The 18,689-nt window shown below is 42.7% G+C and carries 16 protein-coding genes; 15 read left to right on the plus strand and 1 reads right to left on the minus strand.

Annotated features, from left to right (window positions below):
- Positions 1-51 precede the first annotated feature (51 nt).
- The 11 genes from M3175_RS15100 (at position 52) to pyrG (ending at position 14,085) form a co-directional block, all read left to right on the plus strand.
- The gene (locus M3175_RS15100) at positions 52-2,160 is read left to right on the plus strand and encodes a (Fe-S)-binding protein (RefSeq protein ID WP_251520969.1); all 2,109 of its coding nucleotides are present in this window, start codon (positions 52-54) and stop codon (positions 2,158-2,160) included.
- A gap of 1 nt (position 2,161) precedes the next feature.
- A complete protein-coding gene (locus tag M3175_RS15105; RefSeq protein WP_251520517.1) occupies positions 2,162-2,416 on the plus strand; it encodes a hypothetical protein in 255 nt (84 codons plus the stop codon).
- Positions 2,395-3,582: an acetyl-CoA C-acetyltransferase gene (locus M3175_RS15110; protein ID WP_251520519.1), complete on the plus strand. Its 1,188-nt coding sequence runs from the start codon at positions 2,395-2,397 to the stop codon at positions 3,580-3,582. Before M3175_RS15105 ends, M3175_RS15110 begins: the two co-directional genes overlap by 22 nt.
- A 79-nt stretch (positions 3,583-3,661) precedes the next feature.
- Positions 3,662-4,513, plus strand: coding sequence for a 3-hydroxybutyryl-CoA dehydrogenase (locus M3175_RS15115; protein WP_251520971.1), 852 nt, complete (start codon positions 3,662-3,664; stop codon positions 4,511-4,513).
- Between the two features lie 26 nt (positions 4,514-4,539).
- The gene (locus tag M3175_RS15120) at positions 4,540-5,658 is read left to right on the plus strand and encodes an acyl-CoA dehydrogenase (protein WP_251520521.1); all 1,119 of its coding nucleotides are present in this window, start codon (positions 4,540-4,542) and stop codon (positions 5,656-5,658) included.
- A gap of 25 nt (positions 5,659-5,683) precedes the next feature.
- On the plus strand, positions 5,684-6,823 hold the full coding sequence (locus M3175_RS15125; protein WP_251520523.1) for an acyl-CoA dehydrogenase: 1,140 nt from the start codon (positions 5,684-5,686) through the stop codon (positions 6,821-6,823).
- A 470-nt stretch (positions 6,824-7,293) separates the two neighbouring features.
- Positions 7,294-7,929 carry a TetR/AcrR family transcriptional regulator gene (locus tag M3175_RS15130; RefSeq protein WP_251520525.1) on the plus strand — a complete coding sequence of 212 codons (636 nt, stop codon included), beginning with the start codon at positions 7,294-7,296 and terminating at the stop codon, positions 7,927-7,929.
- Positions 7,926-11,195 (plus strand): fused isobutyryl-CoA mutase/GTPase IcmF, encoded by a 3,270-nt coding sequence (gene icmF, locus M3175_RS15135; RefSeq protein ID WP_251520527.1) that lies wholly within the window; start codon positions 7,926-7,928, stop codon positions 11,193-11,195. Before M3175_RS15130 ends, icmF begins: the two co-directional genes overlap by 4 nt.
- Positions 11,196-11,353: 158 nt before the next feature.
- The gene (locus M3175_RS15140) at positions 11,354-11,530 is read left to right on the plus strand and encodes a hypothetical protein (RefSeq protein ID WP_251520529.1); all 177 of its coding nucleotides are present in this window, start codon (positions 11,354-11,356) and stop codon (positions 11,528-11,530) included.
- Positions 11,531-11,646: 116 nt separating this feature from the next.
- Complete coding sequence (rpoE, locus tag M3175_RS15145) at positions 11,647-12,228, plus strand: DNA-directed RNA polymerase subunit delta (RefSeq protein ID WP_371321700.1); 582 nt, start codon at positions 11,647-11,649, stop codon at positions 12,226-12,228.
- A 255-nt stretch (positions 12,229-12,483) separates the two neighbouring features.
- Entirely contained in the window at positions 12,484-14,085 is a 1,602-nt protein-coding gene (pyrG, locus tag M3175_RS15150; RefSeq protein ID WP_251520532.1) for a CTP synthase, read from the plus strand.
- Between the two features lie 72 nt (positions 14,086-14,157).
- Here pyrG and M3175_RS15155 read toward each other — a convergent pair whose 3' ends face one another.
- Positions 14,158-14,685, minus strand: coding sequence for a DUF2529 domain-containing protein (locus M3175_RS15155; protein WP_251520535.1), 528 nt, complete (start codon positions 14,683-14,685; stop codon positions 14,158-14,160).
- A 206-nt stretch (positions 14,686-14,891) separates the two neighbouring features.
- Here M3175_RS15155 and M3175_RS15160 point away from each other — a divergent pair, with 206 nt between their 5' ends.
- The 4 genes from M3175_RS15160 (at position 14,892) to murA (ending at position 18,652) form a co-directional block, all read left to right on the plus strand.
- Positions 14,892-15,263: a response regulator gene (locus M3175_RS15160; RefSeq protein ID WP_119710273.1), complete on the plus strand. Its 372-nt coding sequence runs from the start codon at positions 14,892-14,894 to the stop codon at positions 15,261-15,263.
- 240 nt (positions 15,264-15,503) lie between these two features.
- Complete coding sequence (locus M3175_RS15165; RefSeq protein WP_160545874.1) at positions 15,504-16,361, plus strand: class II fructose-bisphosphate aldolase; 858 nt, start codon at positions 15,504-15,506, stop codon at positions 16,359-16,361.
- Between the two features lie 115 nt (positions 16,362-16,476).
- Positions 16,477-17,124 (plus strand): fructose-6-phosphate aldolase, encoded by a 648-nt coding sequence (gene fsa, locus M3175_RS15170; RefSeq protein WP_251520975.1) that lies wholly within the window; start codon positions 16,477-16,479, stop codon positions 17,122-17,124.
- A gap of 241 nt (positions 17,125-17,365) precedes the next feature.
- Entirely contained in the window at positions 17,366-18,652 is a 1,287-nt protein-coding gene (gene murA, locus M3175_RS15175; RefSeq protein WP_160545873.1) for a UDP-N-acetylglucosamine 1-carboxyvinyltransferase, read from the plus strand.
- The last annotated feature ends 37 nt before the right edge of the window (positions 18,653-18,689 follow it).

Here is an 18,689-nt window from a genome sequence, read left to right on the forward strand (position 1 = left end):
ACCTGTGCTGCTTGAAGGGGAGTTCGAGTGAGCCAGAAAGGGGTAGAAAAGATGAATAGCTTGCTTTGGATCAACTTGATTGCTTTCTTAATTGTAACCGCTTACGCAGTTAGTCTGTTTGTTTATGTTGTCAGAACGAGAATCGAGTACATAAAGCTCGGGAAAAAGGTTGAGTTTGATTCTCGAGTAAAGGAAAGACTCGAAAAGATCTGGGTCAATGTATTCGGTCAAAAAAAGCTGTTAAAGGATAAGAAAAGTGGAATTATTCATGTGATGTTTTTTTACGGTTTTATTCTTGTACAATTTGGGGCTATCGACTTTATTTTGAAAGGTCTTGTACCTGGTACGCACTTGCCACTAGGGCCTCTGTATCCAGGATTTACGTTTTTTCAGGAACTTGTCACTTTAATGATTTTAGTTGCCGTTTTTTGGGCGTTTCATCGTCGATATGTTGAAAAATTGGTTCGTTTGAAACGGAATTTCAAATCGGGACTCGTGTTAATTTTTATCGGTGGATTAATGCTTTCCGTACTTGTTGGAAATGGTATGAGTCTTATCTGGCATGGTCATGAAGCGTCATGGACAGAGCCGATTGCTTCATTGGTGAGCGTCGCATTTTCCTGGGTAGGAGAAACAGGTTCCATCGCGATTTTTTATGTGGCATGGTGGGTTCATCTATTGTTCTTACTTGCGTTTCTTGTGTACGTTCCACAGTCCAAGCACGCACATTTGATTGCAGGTCCAGCCAATGTGTATTTTAATCGTTTAGAAAAGCCAGGGAAATTAACAAAGATTGATTTTGAAGACGAAACACAAGAAACATTCGGTGTGGGGAAAATAGAGGATTTTACTCAGCATCAGCTCATCGACTTATACGCGTGTGTAGAATGTGGACGCTGTACGAATATGTGTCCAGCAACAGGGACAGGAAAGATGCTGTCGCCGATGGATTTGATCTTAAAAATGCGCGATCACTTAACGAATCACGGGGCGGCTATTACACAAAAGCAGCCATGGGTTCCGACCTTTGCTTTTTCCAATACAAAAGGAAATCAAATTGCCTTAGCAGCTGCTGGAAAAGGGGTTCAGGAGTCTGCAGCAGGCCTAGCTTACAGTCCAAGCTTGATCGGAGATGTTATTACAGAAGAAGAAATTTGGGCTTGTACCACTTGCCGTAACTGTGAAGATCAATGTCCGGTCATGAATGAACATGTGGATAAAATTATCGACCTTCGCCGTTATCTTGTTCTAACAGAAGGAAAAATGGATGCCGATGCACAAAGAGCGATGCAAAACATCGAACGTCAAGGGAACCCTTGGGGACTGAACCGCAAAGAGCGTGAGAACTGGCGAGATGAGAGAACGGACGTGGTCATTCCAACGGTTAAAGAATTGAAAAAGTCTGGCGAAGAATTTGAGTACTTGTTCTGGGTGGGGTCTATGGGCTCTTATGATAACCGTAGTCAAAAAATTGCTTTGTCCTTTGCGAAGCTTTTAAACGAAGCAGGTGTCAAGTTTGCCATTTTAGGAAGCAAGGAAAAGAACTCGGGTGATACGGCAAGACGTCTAGGAAATGAGTTTGTATTCCAAGAGCTTGCAACAAAGAATATCGAGGAATTTGAGAAGAACGAAGTAAAGAAAATCGTGACGATCGATCCTCATGCGTATAACACATTCAAAAATGAATACCCTGATTTCGGATTAAAAGCAGAAGTGTACCATCATACCGAGCTGCTTGCGGAGCTTGTGAAGACTGGAAGACTAAAGCCAAAGTTTGAAGTGAATGAAACGATTACGTTCCACGATTCTTGTTATTTAGGACGCTACAATGAAGTGTATGAAGCACCACGCGATATTTTAAAAGCCATTCCGGGCGTTACCCTCGTAGAAATGACTCGTAACAGAGATACAGGAATGTGTTGCGGAGCTGGTGGTGGCCTTATGTGGATGGAAGAAGAAACTGGCCAACGTATCAATGTAGCGAGAACAGAGCAAGCATTAGCTGTTAAACCGTCAGTTATCTCATCTGGATGCCCTTATTGCCTAACCATGCTTTCAGATGGAACAAAGGCAAAGGAAGTGGAAGAAACGGTCTCAACCTATGACGTGGCAGAGCTTTTAGAAAAAGCGGTTATCGGTGAGGCACAAATCGTGTCATAAAGTGGATAGAAATAATTTGCATGATTTTTATGTAAATTATTTCTATTCTAACTATTTTGATAGTAAAATAGAAGAAGGTAATAAAGCGCTTACAATTTGTATTTACTTCAAAGGAGAAATTCGAATTCTCCTTTTTTCCACCTCACTTACTGAGCGAGCGTTCAGTCACATCTCAGAGTCAATCACAAAAAGAAAACAATCCAAACAAATGAATACGAAAAAGGGGAGAGTAACATGGGGAAAACAGTTATTTTAAGCGGAGTTCGTACACCTTTTGGAAAAATGGGCGGAAGCTTAAGCTCATTTACTGCATCTGATTTAGGGGGATTGGTGATCAAGGAGGCACTTGGTCGCGCAGGTGTGGATGCAGAAAAAGTGGATGAAGTGATTTTTGGAACGGTTCTGCAAGGGGGGCAGGGGCAGATTCCATCACGACAAGCGGCTCAAAAAGCTGGACTTCCATGGAATGTAAAAACAGAAACAATCAATAAAGTTTGTGCTTCTGGAATGAGAAGTGTGACGTTGGGAGATCAGATTATCCGTTTAGGAGACGAAGAAGTGATCGTTGCCGGAGGTATGGAGTCGATGAGTAACGCTCCTTATTTTCTTCCAAAAGCTCGTTGGGGATTACGAATGGGCGATTCTTCGGTAAAGGATTTAATGGTATATGACGGACTTACTTGTACGTTTACAGGCGTTCATATGGGAACATACGGAAATGGTGTGGCCAAGGAAATGGAGCTGTCGCGTGAGGAGCAGGATCAATGGGCGCTAAGAAGTCATCAGCGTACCGTTCAAGCAATGGAGTCCGGTGCTTTAGCCGAAGAAATAGTAGCGGTTCAAGTTCCACAGCGTAAAGGCGAACCACTTGTAGTGGCGGCAGATGAGTCTCCGAGAAAAGATACTAGCATTGAAAAGCTGGCAAAGCTTGCGCCAGTGTTTAACTCAGACGGAACGATCACAGCAGGAAATGCACCGGGAGTAAATGATGGAGCTGCCGCCTTGGTACTGATGAGTGAAGAACGAGCGGCTCGTGAAGGAAGAACACCAGAAGCGTACATTATTGGGCAGGCAGCTGTCGCGGTAGAAGCGAAGGATTTCCCGAAAACACCGGGAATCGTGATCAACGAGTTGTTAAAGAAAACGGGCAAATCAGTTGAGGAGATTGACCTATTTGAAATTAATGAAGCGTTCGCGGCTGTTGCCTTGGCAAGTGCAGAAATCGCGGGACTTGATCATGAAAAGGTCAATGTGAATGGTGGAGCCGTAGCAATTGGTCACCCGATCGGTGCAAGTGGGGCAAGAATCATCATTACGTTAATGTATGAGTTAAAAAGACGTGGCGGTGGAATCGGTGTAGCAGCGATTTGCTCAGGTGGAGGGCAAGGAGATGCGATTATGATTGAGGTGCCAAAGCAGTAGTCTTTTTGGGGGATCTCCGACAGTCTTGTACGGAATATCCCCTTTTTTAAGAACTTGTAATGTAGAAAAGGGGGATAAGATGGAAATCAAAAAGGTAATGGTCATTGGTGCAGGCCAGATGGGATCGGGAATTGCTCAAGTGTGTGCTCAAGCAGGTTACGATGTCATACTGCATGATTTAAAGGAAGACTTCGTTTTGCGTGGGCTTGGGGTGATCCAGAAAAACCTAGCGCGCCAAGTGGACAAAGGGAAAATGACACAAGATCAAATGGAAGTGATTATAGCCTACATCCAACCTTCCACCGATTTGCATAACGCAAGTGGTGTAGACCTAGTGATCGAAGCAGCAATGGAAAACATGGAGGTCAAAACAAAGATTTTCCGTGAGCTCGATAAAATAGCTCCTGATCACGCGATCTTAGCAAGCAACACCTCCTCGCTACCGATTACAGAAATTGCGGCAGCAACCTCCAGGCCAGAAAAAGTCATCGGTATGCACTTTATGAACCCTGTCCCCGTGATGAAGCTCGTAGAAATCATCCGCGGCCTGGCAACGGACGACGAGGTATATGAACTCATTGAAGGCATGACAAAAACGATTGGAAAAGTGCCAGTTGAAGTGAATGATTTCCCTGGATTTGTATCCAATCGAATTCTCATGCCTATGATTAACGAAGCGATATACACTCTTTATGAAGGGGTAGCGACGAAGGAGGCTATCGACGAGGTCATGAAGCTTGGGATGAATCACCCAATGGGCCCACTCACCTTGGCCGACTTTATCGGGCTAGATACTTGTCTGTATATTATGGAAACCCTCTATGAAGGCTTTGGCGACAGCAAATACCGCCCATGCCCACTGCTGCGCAAATACGTAAAAGCTGGCTGGCTCGGTAAGAAATCAGGTCGCGGATTTTATGAGTATAGTTAATTACCCCTATATCAGGAGGAAATGAGATGGATTTACGATGGACGGAAGAACAGCAGATGATGAGAAAGATGGTTCAGGATTTTGCCCGAACCGAGATCAGTCCATTTATTGAAAAAATGGAACAAGGGGAGTTTCCAAGAGGCATCCTTAAGCAAATGGGGGAACTCGGCCTCATGGGGATACCTGTTCCTGAACAGTACGGCGGAGCAGAGATGGATTTCACCTCTTATATCATAGCGATTCATGAGCTTTCAAAAGTAAGTGCCACAATCGGAGTGATTCTCTCCGTGCATACATCAGTCGGTACAAATCCGATTCTTTATTTTGGTAATGAAGCGCAAAAGAAAAAGTATGTCCCGAAGCTCGCAAGTGGAGAATACTTGGGCGCCTTTTGCCTAACCGAACCAAGTGCGGGTTCTGACGCTGCTAGCTTAAAATCACGTGTCGTCAAACAAGAGAATCAGTATGTCATCAACGGCTCGAAAGTGTTTATCACAAATGGTGGGGAAGCAGATATTTACATTGTGTTTGCCTCGATTGAAGGCAAAGGAATTTCAGCTTTTATCGTTGAAAAAAATACCCCAGGACTTGTAATCGGGAAAGACGAGCACAAGATGGGCTTGCACGGGTCACGAACCGTTCAGCTCACATTTGAAGATATGCATGTGCCGGTAGAAAACTTACTCGGAGAAGAGGGCCAAGGCCTAAAAATCGCTCTTGGCAATTTGGATGTCGGAAGAATCGGCATTGCTGCACAGGCACTTGGAATTGCCGAAGCAGCCTATGAGGCAGCTGTCGATTACGCGAAACAGCGTATCCAGTTTGGAAAGCCGATCTCCCATCAGCAAGGAGTGGGGTTTAAATTAGCTGATATGGCAACGAATATTGAAGCGGCAAAACTATTAATCTACCGAGCAGCCCAGCTTCGTTCCCTAGGGCAACCATGTGGAAAAGAAGCTTCGATGGCCAAATTATTTGCTTCCAAAACGGCGATGGAGGTAACCACTGAGGCCATTCAAGTATTTGGTGGATACGGATATACAGAGGATTACCCAGTCGAGCGTTTTTTCCGAGATGCAAAAGTGACCGAAATATACGAAGGAACGAGCGAAATTCAACGCATCGTTATTAGCAAACATTTATAGATATTGAAAAAGCGAGGGGAACAAGATGAATTTCAAATTGTCAGAAGAACATGAAATGATTCGTAAGATGGTTCGTGACTTTGCGCGAAATGAAGTGGCACCAACTGCTGCTGAAAGAGATGAAGAAGAACGATTTGACCGTGAGATTTTCGACAAAATGGCAGAGCTTGGTTTGACGGGTATTCCGTGGCCAGAAGAGTACGGTGGAATTGGCAGTGATTATTTAGCCTATTGTATCGCGGTTGAAGAACTATCTCGTGTGTGTGCGTCAACGGGTGTGACGCTGTCCGCTCATACCTCTTTAGCAGGCTGGCCTATTTATAAGTTTGGTAGTGAAGATCAAAAGCAAAAGTTTTTGCGTCCGATGGCATTAGGCGAAAAAATCGGCGGTTACGGGTTAACCGAACCTGGTAGCGGGTCTGATGCAGGTGGCATGAAAACAACGGCACGTCGAGATGGTGATGATTTTATTTTAAATGGCTCCAAAATCTTTATCACGAATGGTGGCATTGCCGATATTTATGTCGTCTTTGCCGTAACAGATGCCACGCAAAAGCATAAGGGAACGTCTGCCTTTATTGTTGAAAGTGATACCCCGGGCTTTTCGGTAGGGAAAAAGGAAAAAAAGCTAGGCATTCGTTCGTCACCAACAACAGAAATCATCTTCGAAGACTGTCGTGTACCTGCAGCTAACATGCTTGGGGCTGAGGGCGAAGGGTTTAAAATTGCGATGATGACGCTTGATGGTGGACGGAACGGAATTGCGGCTCAAGCCGTCGGAATCGCACAGGGTGCACTCGATGCAGCGACCGATTATGCCAAAGAACGCGTACAGTTTGGAAAGCCAATCGCCCAGCAGCAAGGTGTTGGCTTTAAGCTAGCGGATATGGCGACAAGCATTGAAGCTTCTAGATTATTAACCTATCAAGCGGCTTGGCTAGAGTCGGAAGGTCTTCCATATGGAAAGGAATCGGCGATGTCTAAATTGTTTGCGGGTGACACCGCCATGAAAGTAACCACAGAAGCGGTTCAAATCTTTGGCGGCTATGGATACACAAAGGATTATCCGGTGGAACGATATATGCGCGACGCAAAAATCACGCAAATTTATGAAGGAACACAGGAAATTCAGCGACTCGTTATCTCACGGATGGTCACGAAATAGAAGAGAGAACTTTGGGGTTGGTTTTAGTAAGTGGCTTTTTGTTAATTGAGTGCCCATGGGGGAGGAAAAAGAAGCTTGGTGGGAACTGAAAGCGAGGTTGAGTGCCTGAGGGGGAGGAAAAACGAGCTGTGTGGGAACTGAAAGTGTGATTGAGTGCCCATGGGGGAGAAAAAAAGAGCCGCACGGGCACTTAAGTACCTGTTTGATGCCCGTGGGCCGAAAATTACCGAGGTTGCGGTAACTAAAGTGCCTGTTAGGTTCCCCAAGGGTCTAAAAAAGAGGAGCCACGGTAACCAAAGTACCAGTTAGCTTCCCGTTCTCCTGAAAAATAACATCTCGTGGTAATCAAACCATACCCCTTAGGTGAACAAACTTCCAATCACAAAAACCAAAAACCAAAGTGAACAAAACCCAGCCACCAAAAACCGAATACCCAAAACCAACTAATCTCTAAAGGGGTAGAAAAATCGATGAAAAAAAGAGAAGTTCATGCCTCTGTGAAGGATGAACAGCTCGTCGTAAAAAGGCGTGACCAGATGATCAAAGGGGCGGTTGCGCTTTTTAAAGAGAAGGGCTTTCATCGCACTACAACTAGAGAAATTGCGAAGGCATCCGGCTTTAGCATTGGAACCTTGTATGAATATATACGGACGAAGGAGGATGTGTTGTACCTGGTCTGTGATCATATTTACGACGAAGTGCAGGAGCGGTTGCAAAAGGATTTAGATACGAAAAAGGGAACGTTACAAAGCTTGGAGCGAGGAATTGCCAACTATTTTCGCGTCATGGATGAGCTTCAGTCAGAAGTGCTTGTTATGTACCAGGAGGCAAAATCGCTGAACAAGGATGCTCTTCCGTATGTACTAAGAAAAGAAATGGAAATGGTGGCGATGTTTGAGGATGTCATTGCCCGCTGCGTGGAAAATGGAGAGATTAGCCTTAGTGAAAAACAGGTGAAAATGATTGCTCATAATATTTTTGTTCAAGGACAAATGTGGGGATTCAGACGCTGGGCACTCCAAAAGCTCTACACGCTTGAAGAATACATTACTCTTCAAACCGAGCTATTGTTTTCAGGCATAACGAGGATGGGAGGAGAACAATGAGTACGAAACCAACATATAAACCAACGCATCATATCCGATTTGTCACCGCATCTAGCTTGTTTGACGGTCATGATGCCTCCATAAATATTATGAGAAGAATCCTACAGGCAAGTGGGGCTGAAGTCATCCACTTAGGCCATAACCGCTCGGTTGAAGAAGTGGTGAATGCTGCCATTCAAGAGGATGTTCAAGGAATTGCGATCTCTTCTTACCAAGGGGGACATGTTGAGTACTTTAAGTATATGTATGACCTTTTAAAGGAAAAGGGTGCCACACATATTCGTATTTATGGCGGTGGAGGTGGCGTCATTATTCCCCGTGAGATTAAGGAGCTTCATCAATATGGCATTGCTCGAATCTTCTCACCTGAAGATGGGAGACTCCTTGGCTTGCAGGGAATGATTGACCTTATGCTAGAGGAGTGCGATTATCCAACGATTACGTCGGAGGTGGATGCGTACCTTTCTAAGCTAGATTCGGGTGACACGATTGCAACAGCCAAGCTAATTACCTTTGCCGAGCAGCAGGTGGGAGCAAATAAAGAAAGCGCCGCTGCGGTAGAAACCGTGATGCAGCAGGTGAAAGCACGACAAAAATCAGTTCCTGTTCTTGGGATTACAGGGACAGGTGGGGCGGGAAAAAGCTCGTTAACAGATGAACTGATTCGACGCTTTATTAATGAAGTACCGGAGCAAAAGATCGCGGTCCTCTCTGTGGACCCTACCAAGCAAAAAACGGGTGGAGCGTTGCTGGGGGACCGAATCCGAATGAACGCGATTTTTTCCCCAAGAGTGTATATGCGGAGCTTAGCGACCAGGCAATCAAAGACCGAGCTATCGCTTGCGATCCAAGATGCGATTGCGGTGGTCAAGGCAGCTGGGTTTGACCTGATCATCGTAGAAACAAGTGGAATTGGCCAAGGGGATGCAGAGATCGCAGAGATTTGTGATGTATCTATGTACGTCATGACGAGTGAGTTTGGAGCCCCGTCACAGCTTGAGAAAATAGACATGATCGATTACGCCGATTTAATCGTGATCAATAAGTTTGAGCGAAAAGGTTCTGAAGATGCTCTTCGTCAAGTACAAAAGCAGTACCAGCGAAGTCGCATGCTTTTCGAAAAAGAGCTGGACGACATGCCGGTGTACGGGACAATTGCAAGCCAGTTCAATGATTCGGGTACTAATGCCCTGTTTGCAGCATTGATTGAGACATTGAATGAAAAAACGGGATCATCATTACCGACCACTTTTACGAAAAATGCCCTTGTAGAAAAGCAGAGCGTCATTATCCCTAATGATCGCCGCTATTATTTACGTGAAATCTCAGATGCTGTTCGAAACTACCATAAAAAAGCGGAGGAACAAGCGAATCTTGCTCGAAAACTTTTTCAAGTAGAAGGAACACTTGCTGCCATTAAGGAAGCAGGCATGGGTGAAGAAGCGGTAGTTAAAGCGCTAGAGGAACTAAAGGCTCAAGTGGAGGCCGAACTTACTGCAGAAACCAAAAAGGTGTTATCTTCGTGGGAGGAAAAACAAAAGCTGTATAGCTCCGACCGATTTGTGACAGTTATCCGCGACAAGGAAATCGTGACGATTTTAAAAACAAAAAGCTTGTCTGGCTTATGGATTCCAAAGGTGGTACTACCAAAATATAAGGATTATGGAGAAATTATTCGTTGGGTGTACAAAGAAAATGTACCGGGCGAATTTCCATACACAGCAGGAGTGTTTCCGTTCAAGCGTGAGGGCGAAGACCCAAAACGTCAGTTCGCAGGGGAAGGAACACCAGAACGGACAAACCGACGCTTTCATTACCTCTCAAAGGATGACGATGCGAAGCGCTTGAGTACGGCGTTTGATTCGGTTACCTTGTATGGAGAAGATCCGGATTATCGACCAGATATATATGGGAAAGTGGGGGAAAGCGGTGTAAGCATCTGTACTCTAGATGATATGAAAAAGCTGTATGATGGCTTTGATTTATGCCATCCATCTACTTCTGTGTCCATGACAATTAATGGTCCAGCTCCGATTATTTTGGCGATGTTTATGAATACAGCGATTGAACAGCAGGTGGAAAAAAGGGAACAGGAACTAGGTCGACCACTGTCTCTCGAAGAATGGACTCATGTGAAGGCTGCCACTCTATCAACCGTGAGAGGTACAGTTCAAGCGGATATCTTAAAAGAAGATCAAGGGCAGAATACATGTATTTTCTCCACCGAGTTTGCGCTTCGAATGATGGGAGATATTCAGCAATATTTTATTGATCATAAAGTTCGTAACTATTATTCGGTTTCGATTTCTGGCTACCATATTGCTGAAGCGGGGGCCAATCCTATTTCTCAGCTTGCCTTTACACTTGCCAATGGACTGACGTATGTGGAGTACTACTTAAGCCGTGGCATGCATATTGATGACTTTGCACCGAATCTATCCTTCTTTTTCTCCAACGGACTTGATCCTGAATATACAGTGATTGGGCGAGTGGCCCGCCGTATTTGGGCGACCGTGATGAGAGAAAAGTACGGAGCAAATGAGCGTAGTCAGAAGCTAAAGTATCATGTTCAAACAAGCGGGCGTTCTCTTCATGCGCAGGAAATTGATTTTAACGATATCCGCACTACGCTTCAAGCACTCATGGCTCTTCAGGATAACTGTAACTCGCTTCATACGAATGCGTATGATGAGGCGATCACAACCCCAACAGAAGAGTCGGTTCGCCGCGCGATGGCGATTCAAATGATTATTACAAAAGAACATGGCTTATCGAAAAATGAAAACCCTCTTCAAGGCTCTTTTATTGTTGAGGAACTCACGGATTTAGTGGAGGAAATGGTTCTTCAAGAGTTCGAGCGATTGAATGACCGTGGGGGAGTACTCGGTGCGATGGAGACACAATACCAGCGCGGAAAGATTCAAGATGAATCGATGTACTATGAAATGAAAAAGCATACAGGTGAGCTGCCAATCATCGGCGTCAACACGTACTTGAATCCGAATCCTCCATCCGAAGAAGATACAGACAATATGGAGCTGGCACGTGCAACAAAGGAAGAAAAAGAACTACAAATTCAAAATTTACGTGAGTTCCATGAAAGGAACAAAGACCAAATAGCGAAAGCGTTGCAAAAACTTAAACAAACAGCAGTTAATAACGGCAATATTTTCGAGGAACTAATGACAACAGTCAAAGTAGCAAGCCTTGGTCAAATAACCCGTGCGTTGTATGAGGTCGGAGGGCAGTATAGAAGAAATATGTAGGAAAAAGAGCAAAGTGAAAGCTAGCGCTTTCTCTTTGCTCTTTACACTTTTTTTACATAACTCATACCTAAAATGTCCTAATTTTAACTATAATAGAAGAAGATAAAACGGTCTTTTTCAAACAAAGGACCTAACCATTTTCACGGGATGTGAGATATTTGAAACAACTTCTTCAATTTATTGCTGTTATTCTTACTGTTGTTTCTGCTATTTATCTATACTCATTGCAGCTTGGTGCCATCCCTTTCTTTCTATTGGCCTTTTTTTTCTTCTATTTAGCAGTCAGATTGTTTGTTAAGGAGAAAAAGAGGCAAAAAAGCGAGGGCAAGTACTAAAAAGTTTGGTATCGATTAGATAGAACTAGCATAAAGGTTCATATTTTGTTTATAATGAAGAATATGCAATAATTGTGTACATATTTTATTTGTCGTGTTTTACATAGTGAAAGGAAGTGCAAATATTGAGTTTGAATCAAGTTACTCAAGAAGAGTTGCAAGAAATGTCCTTAATTGAGATTGCGTTTGAATTGCTTAAGGAAAAGAAACAGGCGGTCTCTTTTAAAGAATTAACGGATGAAATTACAGAGCTACGTGGATTAACACAAGATGAAGTGAGAGCGAGAATTGCTCAATTTTATACAGACTTAAATATAGATGGACGCTTTATGACGATTGGCGAAAACCGCTGGGGTCTTCGCGTTTGGTATCCAGTTGACCAAACAGAAGAAGAACATGTAACAGCTGTAAAGCCGAAGAAGAAAAAGGCGAAGAAAGTGGTCGATGAGGACGAGGATCTTGACATTGAAGAGTATGACGAGTTAGAGGAAGAAGAGCTCGACTACGATGATGTGGATGATGACTTCGATGACGAAGACGACGATGACGATCTTTTAGAGGATGACATTGATGAAGATTTAGAAGACGATGATGAAGACCTGATCGAAGATGATGAGGAATTCGATCTGGACGAAGATGAAGACGATGAAGATCTCGAAGAAGATGATTTTGATGCTGAGGACGATGAAGATCTTTAAGTCGAATTTTGTAGGATCTCGACTTGACTTTTTACAGAGCTGTAGGTAGAATACTTTTTGGGCTCCTTAAAAAGGAACAATCGAAACGTAATTTCACGCTCCCCTTGCTATTTCTAGCAGGAGGGGCGTTTTTATTTTTTTACAGGCTCTTTTCAGGTGTGAAATTCGGTCTTCAAAAATCGTTTGATCCCCTTGCCAATGTAATGGATTGATATTTTAAAAATATGCACAAACTTAATAAGAGGGGGATTACAGATGACAAAGTATATTTTCGTAACAGGTGGAGTGGTTTCTTCCTTAGGAAAAGGAATCACAGCAGCGTCTTTAGGACGATTATTAAAAAATCGCGGTTTAAGCGTAACGATCCAAAAATTTGATCCATATATTAACGTGGATCCAGGGACCATGAGCCCGTACCAACACGGAGAAGTATTCGTAACAGGTGATGGTGCTGAAACGGATCTTGACTTAGGTCACTACGAGCGTTTTATCGACATTAACCTAACCAAGTACAACAACGTGACAACTGGGAAAATCTATTCAACGGTATTAAAGAAAGAGCGCCGTGGAGATTACTTAGGTGGAACGGTACAGGTTATTCCGCATATCACTAACGAAATTAAAGAGCGCGTTTTCCGTGCGGGCCGTGAAACAGGTGCGGATGTGGTTATCACTGAAATCGGTGGAACGGTTGGGGATATCGAATCACTACCATTCCTTGAAGCAATTCGCCAAATCAAGAGTGATATCGGCCGTGATAACGTAATGTACATCCACTGTACACTGATTCCTTACATTAAAGCAGCTGGTGAAATGAAAACAAAGCCAACTCAGCACAGTGTAAAAGAACTTCGCAGCTTAGGAATTCAGCCAAACATTATCGTTGTGCGTACAGAAATGCCAGTATCACAAGACATGAAGGATAAAATTGCTTTATTCTGTGATATCGATTCGAAGGCAGTCATCGAGTGCCAAGATGCAGACACATTGTATGCAGTACCAATCGCACTTCAAGAGCAAAAAATGGATCAAATCGTTTGCGATCACTTGAAGCTTCAAAGTCCGGAACCAGAAATGACGGAATGGTTAGCATTACTAGATAAGGTTCGCAATCTGTCGAAAACCACTCGTATTGCACTAGTTGGTAAATATGTGGAACTTCAAGATGCGTATATCTCTGTTGTGGAATCATTAAAGCATGCTGGATTTGCATTTGATTCGGATATTGATATCAAGTGGATTAACGCAGAAGAAGTGAATGAAGAAAATGCACGTGAGCTTCTTTCTGATGTGGATGGAATACTTGTTCCTGGTGGTTTCGGTGACCGTGGAATTGAAGGGAAAATCACGACCATTAAATATGCTCGTGAAAACAAAGTACCTTTCCTTGGAATTTGTCTTGGTATGCAATTGGCTTCTGTTGAATTTGCACGTAATGTGCTTGGTCACAAAGACGCGAACTCTGCGGAAATTAACCCAGAAACAAATTTCCCAATCATTGACCTTTTACCAGAGCAAAAAGATATCGAAGATCTTGGTGGAACGCTGCGCCTAGGTATCTTCCCATGTAAGCTAGAAGAAAACACAAAAGCATTTGCTGCTTATAATGATGAAGTGGTGTACGAACGTCACCGCCATCGTTATGAGTTCAACAATCAGTACCGTCAAGAAATGGAGCGAGCAGGCTTTATCTTCTCGGGTACAAGTCCTGATGGTCGTTTAGTGGAAATCATTGAGCTTGCTGACCACCCATGGTTCGTTGCATCTCAATTCCACCCTGAATTTATCTCAAGACCAACAAGACCTCAGCCATTATTCAGAGATTTTGTTGAAGCATCATTAAAGTCTAAAAACTAATATGGAAGGCCTCCCGGAAATGGGAGGCTTTTTTTGTACATAAAAAATACCCCCAATTAGGGGGCAAAACAATCAGTATTCTTCCATAATCTCATCAATCGTGAATTTTAATCCATAATAAACATATAGAGCAGCCATGGAAGCAGGGTAGCCATAGCGATTTCCTTCTTCATCAGGAAGCAGTCCCTTTTTTAATTGAAGATCAATATGAACATGAGCTAAATCATTCAGAGATTCCCCATTGCCTTCGACTACAGTGGCAACAGATACAAACGGAATTCCTTTTTCTTCAAGAGCTTTCCCGACAGCAACTGCGCGCTCATCGAGAGTGGTTCTCGCTAAAATCAATACACGATCAGCAACGGTCACCTCATCCCTTTGTGGCAAACCTTCAAGCACTCGAGCACGTTGTAAAGGCTCCTTACTATGAATAGCTTCGGATTGAACAGCTGAAAGTTCATTCTCTGCAAAAATAAATATATGGCCATCTCCAATAAGTGCTTGTGAAAGTAGTCTTGCTCCATCCTCTATGGAAAGGTCTTCTTTATCCTGGATTTTTTTAAATAATCCAGTCAGTTGGGTTGTGAACATTTTTAACATAAAAGGCCTCCAAATCGTCATCTTCATATATTATAAAAGAAACAGACGAGGAAGGTAAAATCCCAAACTGTAAAAATTTATATGATTTTGATGTAAAATGTTTGCAGGAGAAATTAAGTAGTGTATCGAACTACATGAAGGTGGATAGTCCTAATCGTTTATTTACATACAAAAAATAAAAATCCAGAAAAAGAAGGTGGCTTTTCATGAAAGGCAAAATATTAATAGTAGATGACCAATTTGGTATTAGAATTCTTTTAAATGAAGTGCTACAAAAGGAAGGCTACGAAACATTTCAAGCGGCAAATGGTGTACAAGCTCTTGAAATTGTGACGAAAAATCCGCCAGACCTTGTATTACTAGATATGAAAATTCCTGGTATGGACGGAATTGAAATTTTAAAAAGAATGAAAGTTATTGAAAAGGATATTCGTGTCATCATTATGACTGCCTATGGGGAGCTAGATATGATTCAGGAAGCGAAGGATCTTGGAGCACTCACTCATTTTGCAAAACCATTTGATATTGATGATATTCGTGCGGCGGTTAAGAAGTATTTACCAGTAAAAAATAGTTGATTTTCGCAAATTATGGCAAAATGTACAAATGGTAGCGATTGCATTTCATCTATTTTATGACATCCTATAAAAGTGACCGAGATTGATAGCATTTCTATTTTTTATTTGGTATGATTACAAATGAATTTAGCGGATGATCAATCAAAGTCAGGATCTCAAATTACATAACGTTAATTGTTTAGGGAAAACTCTAATAGGGAACCTGTCTATAAAAGGTCATCATGAATAGGAGGAAGAAGAATGCCTTTAGTATCTATGACAGACATGCTCAATAAAGCAAAAGCTGAAGGGTATGCAGTAGGACAATTCAACTTGAACAACCTTGAGTTCACACAAGCGATTTTACAAGCGGCTGAAGCAGAAAAGTCTCCAGTTATCCTTGGAGTTTCTGAGGGTGCAGCTCGTTACATGGGTGGCTTCAAAACAGTTGTAAAAATGGTAGAAGGTCTTTTAGAAGATTACAAAATCACTGTACCTGTGGCTATCCACTTAGACCACGGTTCAAGCTTTGATAAATGTAAGGAAGCAATCGATGCTGGTTTTACATCAGTTATGATCGATGCATCTCACCATCCTTTCGAAGAGAACATTGAAACTACAACTAAAGTAGTTGAGTATGCTCATTCAAAAGGTGTATCTGTTGAAGCTGAGCTTGGAACAGTTGGCGGACAAGAGGATGATGTTGTTGCTGAAGGTGTTATCTATGCTGACGTTCAAGAGTGTAAAGAACTAGTATCTCGTACTGGTATCGATTGCTTGGCTCCAGCACTTGGTTCTGTTCACGGTCCTTACAAAGGTGAACCTAACCTAGGCTTCAAAGAAATGGAAGAAATCGGTGCAGCTACTGGTGTACCATTAGTTCTACACGGTGGAACAGGAATCCCAACAGCTGACATCCAAAAGTCAATCTCTTTTGGAACAGCAAAAATTAATGTAAATACTGAGAATCAAATTGCTTCTGCAAAAACGGTTCGTGAAGTGTTAGCAGCGAAACCAGATGAATACGATCCACGTAAATACTTAGGACCAGCTCGCGATGCGATTAAAGAAACAGTTATCGGCAAAATGCGCGAATTCGGTTCTTCAGGTAGAGCGTAATCGAATTTATTTGCTTCATTAGTTGAAACCGCCTTTTCTTGAAAAGGGCGGTTTCAATTGTATTGATGTCATTTTGAGAAAAAAGTCGAATAATGTAAAAGGGAGAGTGGAACAGGTGAAATTTTTTATTGATACAGCAAACATGGAAGAAATTAGAGAAGCGTATTCTTTAGGAGTTGTTGCAGGGGTTACAACAAATCCATCATTAGTTGCAAAGGAAAAAAATGTTTCATTTGAAGACCGTCTTCGTGAGATTACGGCATTAGTTCCAGGTTCGGTTAGTGCAGAAGTGATCGCGCTCGATGCAGAAGGTATGATTCGTGAAGGTCGCGAGCTAGCTGCCATTGCTCCAAATATTACAATTAAAGTACCAATGACACCAGAAGGTCTAAAAGCGGTATCAACTTTTTCTAAAGAAGGCATCAAGACAAACGTAACATTAGTTTTTAGTGCAAACCAAGCATTGCTAGCAGCAAGAGCTGGGGCTACATATGTATCTCCTTTTGTTGGTCGATTAGATGATATCGGTTACAATGGTCTCGACTTAATCACAACAATTGCAGATATTTTCGCGGTTCATGGTTTAGAAACAGAAATTATTGCTGCTTCGATCCGTCATCCGCAACACGTGACAGATGCCGCTCTTCGTGGAGCGCATATTGCTACGATACCATACAAAGTAATTATGCAATTATTCAATCATCCACTAACAGACAAAGGAATCGAAGCCTTTTTAGCAGATTGGAAAAATAGAGAGAATTAATAGATGGGACATTTTTCCTATTTATAACTTTTTTATAATTCCATACATGAAGTTTGAAATTTCGTGTAAACTATAAATTAAGGGTGGTATATGTCGTTTTTTGTATTTTTTTAGTGGAAGAATATACCTCGTATAGATTTTTCGAAAAAGCATATATGGAAAAATAAAAAAGATGAGCCAAATCAGTACAAGATATAACACGTATTCTGTGTGAATGATATGGCTTAGAAGGGAGTCAACGATGGATAAGCTGATGATTGCCGGTGGAGATCCTTTAAAGGGAACCGTTCGTATAAGTGGTGCCAAAAACAGTGCAGTCGCACTCATTCCAGCGACCATTTTAGCCGATTCACCAGTAACGATTGAAGGATTACCTGATATTTCCGATGTTCAGATTTTACAAGGATTGCTCGAGGAAATCGGAGGGAAGGTCACTTTTACAAACAATGAAATGTGGGTGGACCCTTCTGAAATGATTTCTATGCCTTTGCCAAATGGAAAGGTAAAGAAACTTCGTGCAAGCTATTATTTAATGGGAGCTATGCTTGGTCGTTTTAAAAAAGCAGTGATTGGATTGCCTGGTGGCTGCCATTTAGGGCCGAGACCGATTGATCAACATATTAAAGGCTTTGAAGCGCTAGGGGCGACCGTGACCAATGAACAAGGCGCGATCTATCTGCGTGCGGACGAGCTTCGCGGTGCAAGAATTTATTTGGACGTAGTGAGCGTTGGTGCCACCATCAATATTATGCTTGCGGCTGTTCGTGCAAAAGGGCGTACGATCATTGAAAATGCGGCAAAAGAGCCGGAAATTATTGATGTAGCTACGTTGCTCACAAATATGGGGGCAAAGATTAAAGGCGCAGGAACAGACGTCATTCGTATTGACGGAGTGGACGAGCTTCATGGCTGTCAGCATACGATTATTCCTGACCGAATTGAGGCAGGTACGTATTTAATTCTTGGTGCAGCGGTAGGGGACGGGCTGTTAATAGATAATATTATTCCTCAACACTTAGAGTCGTTAATTGCGAAGCTTCGTGAAATGGGTGTTCCGATTGAAACAAGCGATGACCAAGTATTTGTAGGAAAAGCTGAATCCTTTAAAGCAGTCGATATTAAAACATTGGTCTATCCTGGTTTCCCAACCGACTTGCAGCAGCCGCTAACCTCGTTGTTAACGAGTGCAGTTGGGACAAGCATGGTGACGGATACGATTTATGGAGCCCGTTTTAAGCATATCGATGAATTAAGAAGAATGAATGCAAACATCAAAGTAGAAGGTCGCTCAGCAATTATTCACGGTCCTGTCAAACTGCAGGGTGCCAAAGTGAAGGCAAGTGATTTACGAGCGGGAGCTGCTTTAGTGATCGCCGGGTTGATGGCAGAAGGAGTTACAGAAGTAACGGGCCTCGAGCATATTGACCGTGGATACAGCCATCTTGTGGAAAAATTAAATGGACTTGGTGCGACTATCTGGCGTGAAGCGATGACAAAAGAAGAGCTTGAACAACTGAAAAACGCATAATAACCTATCAATAGACAAAGAAAAAATAGAAAGAAGG

Source organism: Robertmurraya korlensis, from assembly GCF_023715225.1.
In the GTDB taxonomy this organism is placed as follows: domain Bacteria; phylum Bacillota; class Bacilli; order Bacillales; family Cytobacillaceae; genus Robertmurraya_A.